Below are 13,513 nucleotides of genomic sequence, written 5' to 3'. Positions count from 1 at the left end.
CTCACTATGTGGATGGGGGGCGCGGGCCGATCACGCCCTCGCCCCGCAGCGTAGCGATCTCGGGCTCCGACATGTCGAGCATCGACGACAGCACCTCATCGGTGTTCGCGCCCAATCTGGAGGAGACCGCGGCCGGCAGCCTGTCCGCGCCGTGAATGCGGATCGGGCTGTCCGGAATGACGATCCGCCCGAACTGCGGATGCTCGATCCATTCCAGCATGCCGCGTGAATGCATGTGTCGGTCGTTGCACACCTCTTCTAGGTCGCGGACCGGTGCGGACGGCACCTTGAATTTCGCCAGTGCAGCGCAGGCCTCCTCGCGGGTGATCTTCGAACTCCAGTCCGCGATCAACTGGTCGGTTTCGTCCATGTTGCGAACGCGCGCGACCTTGTCGCGGAATCGCGGATCGTCCGCGAGTTCGGTCCGTCCGATCGCTTGCAGTAGATTGCCCCAATGCTTGTCGTTGGTCGCAATGATCGCGATGTAGCCGTCACTCGCCGGATAGACATTGTATGGCGCCGCGGAGAGCCCGCCGTGTCTATTGCCGGTGCGCGGGGGTGCCCTGCCGATGTCGTACATGTAGGCCAGGTTCGAGGCGAGCGCGGGAAACACGGCCTCCTGCATCGCCACCTCCACCAGCCGGCCGACGCCCGTGATCTGCCGCTCGTACAACGCCGTCATCACCCCGGCATAGAGGTGAATTCCGCTCATGAAATCGACCAGCGCCGGACCGGCCTTGACGGGCGGGCTATCCGGAAAGCCGGTAACGCTCATGAGCCCCGACACGGCCTGCACAGTCACGTCCATGGCCAGATTGTCCTTATCCGGGCCCGACAGTCCGTAACCGGATCCCGACGCATAGACTAGCCGGGGATTGAGCTCGTGCAGCACGGACCAGCCGATCCCGAGCCGATCCATCACGCCCGGCGCGTAGTTTTCCAGCAGGACATCGGCGTCCTTGACCAGGCGCTTGAGGATCTCTTTGCCCTTCGCGGATTTCAGATCCAGCGTGATGCACTTCTTGTGACCGTTCAGCATCGCGAACGGTGCGCCCGACCCGCGACTGACGCTGTCGCGCTGACGAACCGGTTCTCCGGCAAGCGGCTCGATCTTGATTACCTGGGCCCCGGCCTTGGCCATCAGATAAGTTGCGTAAGGGCCCTGATAGACCTGACCAAGATCGATGACCGTAAGGCCATCGAGCGGAAGATTGCGTCGACCCTGCATGTGTCTGTCTCAAATCCCTTGCAAAGAGCTATGTCCGCTAAGCGCCGAGATAGGCTTCCTGGATGTCGGGGGCATCAGCGATTTCGCCGGCCATTCCTTCGCGCACGATCGAGCCCACTCTGAGCACATAGGCCCGGTCGGCAATCTTGAGCGCCGCGCGCATATTCTGCTCGACCAGAAGCGCCGAGAGGCCCTTGGCCCGCAGCGCTCCGATCGCGCCGAGCACGAATTTGGAGAAGAACGGCGACAGACCGAGTGACGGCTCATCGAACAGGATGAGCCGCGGACGCGCCATCAAGCCGCGGCCGATCGCCAGCATCTGCTGCTCGCCGCCGCTGAGATTTCCGGCGGCCTGCCGGAAACGCTCGCGCAGGCGCGGAAACATGTTGAGCACGTCATCGACCGTAAACACGGGACCGTTGCCGAATGCGTCGACGATCTTCAAATTCGCCTCGACCGTCATCGACGGAAAGATCTCGCGCCCTTCGGGGACGTGGCTGATGCCGGCCCGGCTGAGCGTCCAGGGCTTGCGCCCGTCGATGCGCTGATCCGCGAACTCGATGCGGCCCGCAGTGATCGGCAGGATGCCGGAGATCGCGTTCAACAACGTGGTTTTACCCGCGCCGTTGGCGCCGAGGATGGCGACGATCTCGCCGCGGTTGACGGAGAGCGAGACGCCGCGGAGCGCGACGACCTTGCCGTAAGCCGCCGAGACGTCCTTGACGGTCAGCAGCGTGCCATCACTCGTCATCGTCAGCCCCCAAATAGGCGGTCACGACTTCCTGATGACTGAGAACGTGATGCGGCGCGTCGACCACGACAGGCTTGCCGTCGACGACGACGAGCGCGCGGCCGCAGAGCTGCCGGATGACCGCCATGTCGTGCTCGACGATCAGGATGGTCCGCCCCGGTGCGATCGCACGGATCAGGGCGATGAAGTCGGCGGTCTCGCGCCCGTTCATGCCAGCGGCGGGCTCGTCGAGGAACATGATCTTCGGATCGGACATCAGTGCGATTCCGACGGCCAGCCGGCGCTGCACGCCATAGGCTAGCACGCCGGCCTTCCGGTGCCGCTCTCCGTCGAGGCCGATCAGCGCAAGAACCTCCTCGACGCGGGCCTGGAAGGCCTGCTGATCCCGGACATAGCACTTGCTGCCGACGATCCGGCCAAGGACGCCGTGGTGAAAGCTCGCATGGCGCCCGAACAGGAGATTTTCCAGCACCGTGCTTTCGGCGAACACCGCAGTTCTCTGAAAGGTTCGGGCGACGCCTGAGCGCGCGATGAGATGCGGCGGCATCCCCGAGATCTCGCTTCCCATGATGCGGATCGATCCGCTGGTCGGCACGGTGATGCCGCAGAGGATGTCGAACAGCGTCGACTTGCCCGCACCATTCGGGCCGATAATGCCAAAGATTTCGCCTTCCTCGACATCGAGGCTGACGCCGTTCAGGGCCGTCACGCCGCCATATCGCTTGACGATGTCCCGGGCCGAGACGATGGGACGCTCAGCGGCTGCGATCGTCATCTGTCCTCCTTCCGAGCCGGTCACGCAGAGCAACGCCCAGTTGATGCAGTCCGCCGGGGGCAAACATCATGATCAGGATGATGATCGACGAGAACACCAGGATCCTCACGTTCGGATCGAGGTTCATAGCCTGCGGTATCAGCGTGAACATCGCCGCGCCGATCACCGGTCCGACCACCAGCTGCGCGCCGCCCAGCAGAACCATCAGGAGCCCGTCCACCGTGTTCGCGACGCTGAAGACCTCGGGCGTGACAATCTGCGTGTAGGGAACGGCGAGCGCACCAGCCAGCGCGGCAAACGGCGCGCTCAGCATGAAAGCCTTAAGCCGGACGCGCGCCACATCGACGCCGACCGAGCGCGCGAGATGAGGATTCTGGCGGACACTGTCCATGGCGGCGCCGAAAGGAGACCGGCGCAGGGCCACCAGGAAGACGATCGCAAGCAGAAGAATGGTGGCGGTGACCGCGAAGTAGGTCTGCGGATCCGACAGCTGGAGCGAACCGATCTCGATCGGCGGAAAGCCGAACAGGCCGAGCGGTCCCCCGGTGATCTCCTCGAGATTCGTTGCTGCGACCATGGCGACGCCGGTCAGGCCCCAGGACACGATCGAGAAATAGGCGCCGGTCAGACGCAGCGTGATGACGCCAATGATGGCGGCCAGCACCACGGAAAGCACGAGCGCGATCAGTACCGCGACCTCGAACGGCAGCCCGAGCTTGCCCATTCCGATCGCCGCGCCGTAAGCGCCGACGCCGAAAAACAGGCATTGGCCGAGCGGCACCTCGCCGACGCCGCCGAGGATGATGTTGATGCTCAGAGCAAACAGGGCGAACGCACAGGTGTACCCGGCGAGGGTCACCACGAACGGGTCGGTGAACGCGAAGGCGAACGCCGCGATGGCCGCGACTGCGCATGCGACGTAAATGGCCTCTCGCGCGGCGCGCCCGGCCCTTTCGCCGTTCATGGCGCCGGCCCGCTTCCTGTCCATCGTCATGCCGAAATCCTGGATTGCCATCTCAGTGCCGATGCTGCTGGACTTGGCCAAGCAGTCCTTGCGGTCGGAACAGCAGCGTGGCGATGACGAGGCCCCAGCCCAGCGCGGGCGTCCACGAGACAGAGACGTAAGTTTCGAACAGCGCGTTGGCGACACCGATCAGAAGCGCACCCAGCATCGCGCCCGGAATACTGCCCATCCCGCCCAGGATGACGACCGTGAAGCCGACGATCAAGGCGCTGTATCCCATGGTCGGATAGATCGTCGAGATCGGAGCCAACAGCGCGCCTGCAAGACCAGCGGCGGCGACGCCTAGCACGAAGGCCAGCGCGCGGATCCAGGGAACATCAATGCCGGAATAGAGCGCGCCACGCGCGTTCTGGGCGACGGCCACGACCTGCTGGCCCTTTATGCTCAGACGGAGCCACAGACCGAGCGCGCCGAGCACGAGAACTGAACAGACAAAGATGAACGCGCGTTGCGACGTCACGAAGATACCGAGAAATCGCATCGTGCTTTGTCCGAGCGGCGATGTCACCGGGAGCGGGTCCGGCCCGAAGATCAGGATCAATCCGGCCACCGCCGCCTGACCGAGCGCGAACGTGACGATCAGTGAGCCGTGATGTGAATCGCCATACAGGCTGCGACGGATGACGACCCATTCAGTGACGGCGCCAATGGCCACAACGATCAGCACCGACAACGGAACAGCGATGAAATAGTTCATGCCTCGCGACGTCAGCAGGTAGCAGGCATAGCCGCCCATGGCGAAGAACGCACCATGGGCGAAGTTTGCAATGCCCACGATTCCGAAGATCAGCGTCAGGCCTACGGCGATGACGGCATAGCCGGCGCCAAGCACCAATCCGTTGACGAGGGTTTGAACCAGAAGTTCCAAAGCCGTACGTGCCTTCTAAATTTGATCCGCGCGATCGTCAGTTCGAGCTGACGCGCTCGACTTGGACGACAGCCCCGTTTTCGACTCGTTGGATGTAGAAGTACGGCGCCCGCGCCCTGCCCTTCTCGTCGAACTTGAGCAGTCCCCTCGGGCTCGGCCAGGAGTTTTCGCGGATGACTTTCGAGATCTTGTCGTAGTCGCTGTCGGTACCGGCTTTGTCCATCGCGGCGGCGATGAGATTAATCGCCTCGAAGATCACAAGCTCACCTTTTCCCGGAGAGGAGTTGAACTTCTTCTGATAGTTCTCGACGAACTCCTTGCCTTCGGTGCCGGGATCTGATGCCATGAATATCTCTCCCGTAATGACGCCGTTCATGGCGCCCTCCGATGGCTTGATCATGCCCGGCGTCACCACGCCTGGCGACATCACCTCGATCTTGAAGCCGCCGAGCTGGCGCACCTGCTTCCACAGTTGTGCGGCGCGCGCCGGATAGGCGTCGGCGACGTAGATCATGTCCGGACTGCTCGCCTTGATCTTGGTGAGAATGGACGTGAAATCGTTAGTCTCGGCGTCATAAGTAGAGATGCTCACCAGCTCAATGCCTGCGGACTGGAGGCTCGCCTTGAGTTTCTCAAGGACCGTCTTGTTGAACTCGGAATTCTCGCCCATGTAGGCGACCGTCTTCGGCTTTAGCGTCTTGACGATGTAGGCATTGAACGATTCGGAGTTGAGCGACACCGTGTTGTTGATTTGAAACAGCCAGGGACTGCCCTGATCGGTGATCGCATCAGCCTGCGCGCCAGCGTTTACTTGCAGGATACGCTTCTTAGTGACCGAAGACTCGGCAAGCACGACCGAGCTGTTCGTCCCCCCGGTTATCGCTTTCACGCGCCCCACCGACATCAGCTTCTGGACCGCGGCGACGCCGCCTTGGGGCGAGCCCTTCTCATCCTCGAAGACCAGTTCGATCTTCCGGCCGCCGAGAATGCCGCCGCGCTGGTTGACGAGGTCGGCTGCATATTCAGCGCCGCGCTGCAATTCCTGCCCATAAGTCGCCGCTGCGCCGCTCAGAGGCAGCGCAAGGCCGATCTTGACCGGGTCAGCCGCCATCGCGCCGGGCGCGTAAGCGAGCTGCACAGTCGCCGCCACGATGGCCCCCAAAGACAACATTACATTTCGGCGATCCGCACGCTTCATCGTTCTTCCCCCTATGATTTGTCTCGCCAGCCCGCGGCAACGCGGCGGCTCCTTTGATTTCTGATGAACTCAGTGCCCGAGCTCAATTCAGATTGCGCTGAAAGAGATCGAACAGGCGCTCCCAATGCCGCTCGGTGCTGGCCTTGTGGTAGAGGCGCCGGGTTGCAAAAGCGAAGCCGTGTTCGGCTTCCGGATAGTATTCCATCCGCCCGTTGATGCCGGTCGTCTTGATCGCCCGCGATACCTGCTCGAGCATCTCGGGAGGCGCGTAGTGATCATGCTCGGCCAGCGCAAAGTAGATCTCGCCCTCGATCTTGTCGGTGACGAGATGGGCGGAGTCCGGCTGGTCAGTGACGAGGCGCGCGCCGTAGACGGAGGCGCCGGCGGCCATGCGATCGGGAAACACGCCCATCGCGCGATAGACGTAGCGGCCGCTCATGCAATAACCGACGCATCCCGTCTTGCCCTGTCGCGCAGCCGGCTCATTGGCGAGAAAGTCGAATATAGCCTGGGTGTCTTCCATCACCATGGTGTTGGTAAGGTGGCGGTTGAGCTTCCACATGAACTCCAGCTTATCAGCGCAGGCGGGGTCCCACAGCCGGTTCGCGTCGAGATCGACGCAGCGGACCATGCGGTAGTACATGTTCGGCATGACGACGTAATAGCCGACTGTCGCCAGACGTCGGCACATGTCGGACAGCTCCTCGCGGACGCCGACCGAGTCCATATAGAAGATGACGACAGGGAACGGTCCTGGACGGTCCGGGTGAAACACGTACGTGTTCATCACCCCGTCCTTGGTTTTCAGATCGACGACCTTCTCCTGCACGACTCCACCCTTCTAACCATTTTGTATCCCCGCGCCTTCGAGGCGTGGAGTGGGCGGAAGAATGTGCCGGGACGTAGCTGAAAGCCAGAGCATTACAGATATGCGTGCGTATTTACAGATATGTGAAAATTGTTCTGTTCAGTTGCGGGCATTTGTCGCGGATGCGCGATCCTCACGCGTAACGAATTTGTCGATGCCTTCGCGCAGCGATCTCAGGATCTGAGTTCGCTTGGATACCAGTCGTTCGACCGGACCGCCGACGCCGATCGCCAGGATGCGGCCGTGGCGCCGCTCCGGCAACAACATCCCGATGACGCCCGCTCCGGCCGTTACAGTGTGAAGGGAGATGACGTAACCATCCTTGCGGATCTTGCGGAGCTTCTGCATCAGCTCCTTCAGGTCGACCTTCTTCTTTCGGTCTTCCTCCTCGAAATTGATGCGGCGCACGAGCTTCTCGATTGTCTCGTCCGATCGCGCGCTCAGCAGCATCCATCCGAGGCCCGAACGCGCGAGCGGCCGGATCGTCCCAGGCTTGATCGAAAACTGGATCGTGCGCGGCGAAGGCTGTACATGGATATATTGCATGTACAGGTCGCTCTGCGTTGCGATGCTGACGGTCTCTTCGGTTTCCTTGTTGAGGTGGTTCACCAGCGCCGAAATTCCGCGCTCGCCGAAAAGCGCGCCCTGCACCCAGTGCGCTAGCTGCACGATCCGCATCGTCGGCATGTAGGTCCGCGAATAGCGGTCAAAGTCGACATAACCGAGCACCACCATGCTCTTGAGGACCGCGGACGCGCTTGAGACGGGGTAGCCCAATCGCAGCGCGACCTCCTTGAGACTCAAGGGCCGCTGCACTTCATCGAAATATTCCAGGATCTCGAACAGCCGCTTGGCCGTCTTGATGACCTCTTTGGACATGCTTCCTCGCTTGTTTTTTCACATAGATAGAAAACTTTTCTCTTATACGAAAGCCATTTCGCCGAATTCCAGCGTTTGCTAGAAAGATTGACAACGGAGGTCACCATGGTTTCTGCCGAGCAGATGAAGTTCGAAGTGTCCGATGGCGTCGCGACGATCACGTTCGACCGACCGGACAAGATGAACGCCTGGACGCCAGTCATGGAGAGCGAGCTGCGCCGCCTGATGGCGATCGCGTCCGAGGACGACGGCGTGCGCGCGATCGTGATCACCGGCGCGGGCCGGGGCTTCTGCGCCGGCGCCGACATGGGCCGCCTCTCCGACACGTCATCGGGAACCGCAGCCGCCGCACCCGTCGTTCCACCCATAAGCGACGACGATCTGGCGCAGCGCTACAGCTACCTGCTCGCCGTTCCCAAACCGATCATTGCGGGCATCAATGGCGCGATCGCGGGCGTCGGTCTTTGCATCGCTCTGTATTGCGATCTCCGCTTCATGGCAGCTGGCGCAAAGCTGACCACGTCCTTTGCCCGGCGCGGCCTGATCGCGGAGCACGGCAGCGCCTGGATGTTGCGTCAGCTCATCGGACCGATGAACGCGGCGGACCTTCTTCTTTCGGGGCGCGTGGTCGAGGCGGCGGAAGCCGAGCGGCTCGGCCTGGTCAGAATGCTGCCCGCGGATACTTTTCGCGAGACCGTGCAACAGACGGCCTCAGACTTCGCCAAACTCTGCTCCCCCCGCTCGATGCGGATCATCAAGCAGCAACTGACCGCGGCTCCCCGGCAAACCCTGGCCGAAGCCACGCAGCTCGCGAACAGCGAAGTCGCGATCTGCCGCGGGACGGAAGACTTCAAAGAGGGCGTTGCCCATTTCATCGAGAAGCGGGCGCCGCGCTTCACCGGCAGGTGAGCGCGAGGGCGCATGCCTCGTTCAACGAAAATGCGGTACCGGCCGAGTGCTTGCCCCCCGTAATCGGGACGGCCGGGCTCGGCTCGGCGGACGCAATTTCGCGATGGACCGCGGCGGGCCGCTCGAGGATGACGAGAAAGCTGCGGCCTTCCTCGGTGATGCTCCACACGCCCGGTTCGCGCACGACCAGCTTCTGGCCGAAGATATCAAGATCCGGCGCACGTTCGGCGAGCCGATTCATCCGTCCGGTCCATTCCTGGCCACTCGTATAGAGGATGGCAAGGTGCTGCTTGATGACCTCGAGGCTGGCGCGTCCGTCGGTCTGGCCGTCGAGAATCTTCAGGATCGAAAGCTGGAAACTCACAAGCGACTCAGACGCTACGATTCACCGTCGCCGTATATTAGAGCCGAGCACGATGTGGAAGTCATCACGGTTACGCTGAAACGGGATACCGGCCCTGTCGATGCACTCGGCTGGACCTGCCTGCGCGACCCGACTAACCTGCCGTCAGATAGACATGAAATCAGAATGTCCACTCGGCATCACCGGATCGCCGCAGTATAGCCGGCACAATCAGACGATGGCCAAAAAAAGCAAGAGAGCGACAGCGGACGATCAGATCACGGAAGCCACGAGCTACGGCCCGCCGGCCGCGGGATCGGTCAAGTCTGCGGGACGTGTGCTGCGAGTTCTGGAGTTCTTCGACGAGATTCAGCGGGACGCGCGCGTGGCCGAAGTGGCCGAGCGGCTGGGATTTCCGCAATCGTCGACCTCGATCTTGCTCAACTGCCTCGTCGAGCTCGGCTACATGGATTATCTGCAGGAAAGCCGCAGCTTCCTGCCCTCGCCGCGCGTCACCCTGCTCGGGACCTGGCTCGACAAGGGCCCCGTCAGAAACGGCAGCCTGATGCGAATGCTCGAAGAGCTGTCCCATAAAACGGGCGACACCGTCATCATCGCCGCGCGGAGCGGAATCTATGCGCAGTATATTCACGTTTTGCAGGCCCGCGCGACCATGCGCTTTCATGTCCCGCCCGGGTCCAGACGCCTCGTGGTCTGGTCGGCCACCGGGTTTTCGCTACTGACTTCGAGCAGCGACAAGGAGATCCGCAGCTTGTGCACGCGCACCAACGCGGAAGCCGCGCTCGACATATCCCGGATCGACATCAATCAGGTGCTGGAAAACGTCGAGCGCACGCGGCGTGAGGGGTTCTTCTTCTCGGCCGGCCTCGTCACGCCGGGCGCGGGATCGATTGCCGTGCCGCTGCCCGAGGGCATCGACGGCTGGAACCGCGCGCTTGCGGTCGCGGTATCCGGCCCTCTCCAGGACATCACGCGGCGGCAGACGGAGATCGTCACGCTGCTCAACGATGTCGTGCAGCGCTATCTTCGCCCCACAGCCTCAATTTAGGCCGCGCCGGCGGCTGCCGGCCGCTCGACGAGCAGCGGCCATAGGCCCTCGCCGCCTTGCGCGCAGATCATCCGGCCGATCTTTTCCTGCCACCAGGGCTCCGCGCCCCATTCGTCGCGCCACGACCAGAGCCGCCGGGTGGCGTAGTGCAGCGGGTGTTCCTGGGTAAACCCCATTGCGCCATGGACCTGATGGCTCAGGGCCGCGACCTGACCGGCAGATTCACCGCATCGTGATTTTGCAATCGCCACAGCCAGCGCGTCGTCGCCCAGCCGCGGCGACTCCGTCAGGGCGTCGCCTGCCGCCGACGCCGCGGCGAAGTGGCCTGCCGCGATTGCCAGCATGTGCTGGATCGCCTGGAATTTCGCGATCGGACGGCCGAACTGCACGCGCTCATTGGCGTAGGACAGCGCATAATCCATGCACCGTTCCATCCCGCCGATCATCTGCTGCACGCGGATAGCCGCGCCGAATGGCATCAGGCCGTCAGCTCCGATACAGGCGGGCGCCGGCAGGACATCGCTCACGGCCAACTGCACGCCGCTGAAGTCGACACCTTCGCGCGGCTCGTAGGCGACGTTGCGCCGCGTCTTGTTCGAACGCGCTTTGGCAGTCGGCACGCGGCAGAGGAAGGCCTTGCCGTTCGCGTCGCGTGCAAGGACAAGCGCGGTCGGAGCCTGCTGGCCCCAGGCGACATGCCGGGCGATACCTTGCAAAGCCATGCCTGCTGCACCCGAGACGAGCGTGATACGATCCTTCGGATTAACCGGCGCAAGCGTCACCGCGCCTGCGATGACTTCGCCACCCGCGTCGGTCCAGAGTGCGTTGGCGATCATGGTCTCCGCCAGCGGCAGCGGCGCGGAATGAAATGCGGACCTGCGGATCAGGTTTGCCCCAACGTCGGCCGCGAGCCCTGCGCCGCCCTTCAATTCGGCCACCAGCGCCAACGGCAGGCCGGCATCTTCCACGGCGCCCCAGAGCTCATCGGGCCATTGCCCGGCGTCGGCTGCGGAGAGAACTTTCTTGTCGATGTGTTGCGCAAAGAGGCGATCGGCCTGTTCAAGCACAATGGCGGACATGTCTTCCATGGCATTTCCCCGTTAGCGCAGACCAAGACCGCGGGCAATCATCCCGCGCAGGATTTCCGGCGTGCCGCCGCGAATGGTGAACGATGGCGCGTGCAGCAACACATGTGCCATCGCCTGCGAATACTCGTCGTCATCATCGAGACTTGCCTCGACCGGCAACAGCTTCCGCACCGCTTCCGGAACTTCCCGCTCGAATGCCGTGCCGACATCCTTGACCAGTGCAGCTTCGGTGACCGGACTTTCGCCACGCTCCAATAGCCCGGCAATCGACGACGACATCCGGCGCAACGTGGCGAAGTGAGCCGCGAGCCGGCCGATCTCGACCGCCTGCCGCTCATTCGGCTCGCGCCCGATCTTGTCGACGAGTTCGACGAGAAGCCTGATATCCGACATAAAGCGATCCGGGCCAGCGCGCTCGAACGCCAACTCGCCCGTCACGCGCGTCCAGCCTTCGCCGGGTTTTCCGATCATCATGTCGTCGGGAACGAAGCAGTTCTTGAAGAATACCTCGTTGAACTCGTGCCCTCCCGACAGGTTCATGATCGCCCTGATCTCGATGCCTTCCGAGCCCGTATCCACGATGAACTGGGACAAGCCGGCGTGACGGTTCTCGCTGGGCGGCTCGGTGCGAGCCAGCACGATCAGGTAGTGGACGCGATGCGCGTTCGAGGTCCAGATCTTGGTACCGTTGATCACCCAGCCACCTTCGACCTTGTCCGCCTTGGTGCGGGCGGCCGCAAGGTCGGAGCCGGAATCGGGTTCGCTCATGCCGATGCCGAAATAGCACTCGCCCGCGGCAATCCTAGGCAAAATCAGCTCGCGCGCCCGCTCGCTGCCATGCTTGAGAATCTGCGGACCGGACTGCCGATCCGCGATCCAGTGCGCGCCGCCCGGCGCGCCGGCCGCCAGCATCTCTTCGGTCACGACGAAGCGCTGCAAGTTGGAGTATTCTTCACCGCCATAGCGTTTCGGCCAGGTCATGCCGATAAAGCCCGCCTTGGCGGCGCGCTTGCTGAACTCCGGATCGAATGTCGACCAGGATGTCCGGTGTGCGGCGTAGCGACCGCCGTCACGCTCCTCTTTCAGGAAGGCGCGGACCTTGCGCCGCATCGCGTCTGCTTCGGGCGGTAAGGTCAGAGATTCGAACCGGAACGCGCGCATTCAAGCCTCCATTCGTCCAAAATCGTCATTTGGCACAATATCCATCATCAACCCGCCTCACTTGCTCTTGCCGCTCGGGGAGATTGTCTCCGGCACATGCACTCCGATCTCCGCGAGCAACTCGGCCGTATGTTCGCCCAACCGCGGCGCATGGCGGCGAACTCGGAACGGCGAGGAGCTAAAGGACACCGGCGCCCGTATCGACTTGTATGCTCCCTCCGATGGATGCTCGGCGCGGCTGAACATCTCGACCGCCTTCATGTGTTCGTCGTTTGGCAGATCGGCGAGACCCAGGACGGGCATACAGGGAATGCTGACGTCGTCGCAGAACGACACCCATAAGGCCGTAGAATGCCGAGGGGCTTCTTGCTCGATGATCTCGTAGAGTGTCTCAAGATGGGCTACTCGCTCGACCAGCGGAAAGAAGCGGGCGTCGTACTTCATTTCCGGGCGCCCAACGAAGTCGAAGAAGTCGCGCCAGTTGCGATCCGAATAGGGTAGGATGCACATATAACCGTCGCCGGTGCGAAACGGCTTGCGGCGCGGGCTGACGACGCGGGCATAGCCGGGGTCGCCGAGCGACGGCTCGAAGGCAAAGCCGAGCAAATGCTCGATATAGGCGAACTCCGCCGTGGTCTCGAACATCGGCACTTCGATGGCCTGCCCTCCGCCACCACGCTCACGCTGGAACAGAGCTGCCATCACCGAATAGGCGATCGCTTGCCCGGACAGCTTGTCGCACAGCACCGTCGGCATGAAGGCCGGCTCGCCGCGCGCGACCATATGCAATGCAGCGAGCCCGGAGCCGGCCTGGATGATATCGTCATAGGCAGCCTTGTCGCGGTAGGGCCCCTTCTCGCTGAACCCGTAAGCGCCGCAATAGATGATATCAGGCTTGATGGCGCGGACGGCCTGATAGCTAAGCCCGAGCTTGTCGATGGCCTTGGGTCGCAACGAGTGGACGAACACGTCGGCTGTCGCAATCAGCTTGCGCAGCGCATCCATTCCCGCGGGCTGCTTCAGGTCGAGCAAGACGCTGCGCTTGTTGCGGTTGAGATGGAGAAAGCCGCCGGCCATGCCTTCGTTGCGATTGGGGCGATAGGTGCGAAAGGAGTCACCCTCTTCGCTCTCGATCTTGACCACGTCAGCCCCGAGATCGGCCATGATGTGGGTCGCAAACGGTCCCATGATCACGTTGGTCAGGTCGATGACGCGAATTCCGCCCAACGGGCCGTCTGCAGGGGTCGTGTCCATCCCAAAGCTCTCTCATTCAATTGGCCGCGACGGCCGGCGCGTTCCGCGCGGGACGTCCAACTTCTACGTGATCGCAATCCGATCAATACGGTTCGGCA

At 62.6% G+C, this 13,513-nt stretch carries 14 protein-coding genes; 2 read left to right on the top strand and 12 right to left on the bottom strand.

Translation table 11 applies throughout. From position 1 onward, the window contains the following. Window positions 1-4: 4 nt before the first annotated feature. The 8 genes from AC0L20_RS12540 to AC0L20_RS12505 form a co-directional block, all read right to left on the bottom strand. Window positions 5-1,228: a CaiB/BaiF CoA transferase family protein gene (locus AC0L20_RS12540; RefSeq protein WP_473288779.1), complete on the bottom strand. Its 1,224-nt coding sequence runs from the start codon at window positions 1,226-1,228 to the stop codon at window positions 5-7. Window positions 1,229-1,265: 37 nt separating this feature from the next. Continuing rightward, window positions 1,266-1,979, bottom strand: coding sequence for an ABC transporter ATP-binding protein (locus AC0L20_RS12535; protein WP_473288778.1), 714 nt, complete (start codon window positions 1,977-1,979; stop codon window positions 1,266-1,268). Further along, window positions 1,969-2,754, bottom strand: coding sequence for an ABC transporter ATP-binding protein (locus tag AC0L20_RS12530; protein ID WP_473288777.1), 786 nt, complete (start codon window positions 2,752-2,754; stop codon window positions 1,969-1,971). The genes AC0L20_RS12535 and AC0L20_RS12530 overlap by 11 nt, the downstream gene beginning before the upstream one ends. Then, complete coding sequence (locus AC0L20_RS12525; protein ID WP_473288776.1) at window positions 2,735-3,748, bottom strand: branched-chain amino acid ABC transporter permease; 1,014 nt, start codon at window positions 3,746-3,748, stop codon at window positions 2,735-2,737. The genes AC0L20_RS12530 and AC0L20_RS12525 overlap by 20 nt, the downstream gene beginning before the upstream one ends. Before the next feature lie 22 nt (window positions 3,749-3,770). Continuing rightward, a complete protein-coding gene (locus tag AC0L20_RS12520; RefSeq protein WP_354218057.1) occupies window positions 3,771-4,613 on the bottom strand; it encodes a branched-chain amino acid ABC transporter permease in 843 nt (280 codons plus the stop codon). A 70-nt stretch (window positions 4,614-4,683) separates the two neighbouring features. Continuing rightward, window positions 4,684-5,796, bottom strand: coding sequence for an ABC transporter substrate-binding protein (locus AC0L20_RS12515; protein ID WP_473288775.1), 1,113 nt, complete (start codon window positions 5,794-5,796; stop codon window positions 4,684-4,686). Window positions 5,797-5,926: 130 nt separating this feature from the next. After that, complete coding sequence (locus AC0L20_RS12510) at window positions 5,927-6,673, bottom strand: dienelactone hydrolase family protein (protein ID WP_473288774.1); 747 nt, start codon at window positions 6,671-6,673, stop codon at window positions 5,927-5,929. 138 nt (window positions 6,674-6,811) lie between these two features. Continuing rightward, the gene (locus AC0L20_RS12505; RefSeq protein ID WP_473288773.1) at window positions 6,812-7,591 is read right to left on the bottom strand and encodes an IclR family transcriptional regulator; all 780 of its coding nucleotides are present in this window, start codon (window positions 7,589-7,591) and stop codon (window positions 6,812-6,814) included. 105 nt (window positions 7,592-7,696) lie between these two features. On the opposite strand from AC0L20_RS12505, the gene AC0L20_RS12500 reads away from it, so the two are divergent. After that, window positions 7,697-8,500: an enoyl-CoA hydratase-related protein gene (locus tag AC0L20_RS12500; protein WP_473288772.1), complete on the top strand. Its 804-nt coding sequence runs from the start codon at window positions 7,697-7,699 to the stop codon at window positions 8,498-8,500. Here the strand turns inward: AC0L20_RS12500 and AC0L20_RS12495 are convergent. Next, entirely contained in the window at window positions 8,487-8,864 is a 378-nt protein-coding gene (locus AC0L20_RS12495) for a hypothetical protein (RefSeq protein WP_473288771.1), read from the bottom strand. The genes AC0L20_RS12500 and AC0L20_RS12495 overlap by 14 nt on opposite strands. 217 nt (window positions 8,865-9,081) lie before the next feature. On the opposite strand from AC0L20_RS12495, the gene AC0L20_RS12490 reads away from it, so the two are divergent. Continuing rightward, window positions 9,082-9,912, top strand: a complete 831-nt coding sequence (locus tag AC0L20_RS12490; protein ID WP_473288770.1) for an IclR family transcriptional regulator — start codon at window positions 9,082-9,084, stop codon at window positions 9,910-9,912. On the opposite strand, the gene AC0L20_RS12485 is transcribed toward AC0L20_RS12490, so the two are convergent. Genes AC0L20_RS12485 through AC0L20_RS12475 form a run of 3 tightly spaced genes read right to left on the bottom strand, consistent with a single transcriptional unit; the run spans window position 9,909 to window position 13,415 of the window. Continuing rightward, window positions 9,909-11,000, bottom strand: a complete 1,092-nt coding sequence (locus AC0L20_RS12485; RefSeq protein WP_473288769.1) for an acyl-CoA dehydrogenase family protein — start codon at window positions 10,998-11,000, stop codon at window positions 9,909-9,911. The two genes, AC0L20_RS12490 and AC0L20_RS12485, sit on opposite strands and share 4 nt — an antisense overlap. 12 nt (window positions 11,001-11,012) lie before the next feature. Then, window positions 11,013-12,161, bottom strand: coding sequence for an acyl-CoA dehydrogenase family protein (locus AC0L20_RS12480; RefSeq protein WP_473288768.1), 1,149 nt, complete (start codon window positions 12,159-12,161; stop codon window positions 11,013-11,015). A gap of 57 nt (window positions 12,162-12,218) precedes the next feature. After that, complete coding sequence (locus tag AC0L20_RS12475; protein WP_473288767.1) at window positions 12,219-13,415, bottom strand: CaiB/BaiF CoA transferase family protein; 1,197 nt, start codon at window positions 13,413-13,415, stop codon at window positions 12,219-12,221. Window positions 13,416-13,513: the final 98 nt, after the last annotated feature.

It is taken from the genome of Bradyrhizobium sp. Kon58 (assembly GCF_055807455.1).
This window is presented reverse-complemented; position numbering and strand designations above follow the sequence as displayed.

Excerpts from the sequence above, each read along its gene's own strand:
- AC0L20_RS12540 (WP_473288779.1), bottom strand. The coding sequence starts at position 1,228 with ATGCAGGGTCGACGCAATCTTCCGCTCGATGGCCTTACGGTCATCGAT.
- AC0L20_RS12535 (WP_473288778.1), bottom strand. The coding sequence starts at position 1,979 with ATGACGAGTGATGGCACGCTGCTGACCGTCAAGGACGTCTCGGCGGCT.
- AC0L20_RS12530 (WP_473288777.1), bottom strand. The coding sequence starts at position 2,754 with ATGACGATCGCAGCCGCTGAGCGTCCCATCGTCTCGGCCCGGGACATC.
- AC0L20_RS12525 (WP_473288776.1), bottom strand. The coding sequence starts at position 3,748 with ATGACGATGGACAGGAAGCGGGCCGGCGCCATGAACGGCGAAAGGGCC.
- AC0L20_RS12505 (WP_473288773.1), bottom strand. The coding sequence starts at position 7,591 with ATGTCCAAAGAGGTCATCAAGACGGCCAAGCGGCTGTTCGAGATCCTG.
- AC0L20_RS12500 (WP_473288772.1), top strand. The coding sequence starts at position 7,697 with ATGGTTTCTGCCGAGCAGATGAAGTTCGAAGTGTCCGATGGCGTCGCG.
- AC0L20_RS12490 (WP_473288770.1), top strand. The coding sequence starts at position 9,082 with ATGGCCAAAAAAAGCAAGAGAGCGACAGCGGACGATCAGATCACGGAA.
- AC0L20_RS12485 (WP_473288769.1), bottom strand. The coding sequence starts at position 11,000 with ATGGAAGACATGTCCGCCATTGTGCTTGAACAGGCCGATCGCCTCTTT.
- AC0L20_RS12480 (WP_473288768.1), bottom strand. The coding sequence starts at position 12,161 with ATGCGCGCGTTCCGGTTCGAATCTCTGACCTTACCGCCCGAAGCAGAC.
- AC0L20_RS12475 (WP_473288767.1), bottom strand. The coding sequence starts at position 13,415 with ATGGACACGACCCCTGCAGACGGCCCGTTGGGCGGAATTCGCGTCATC.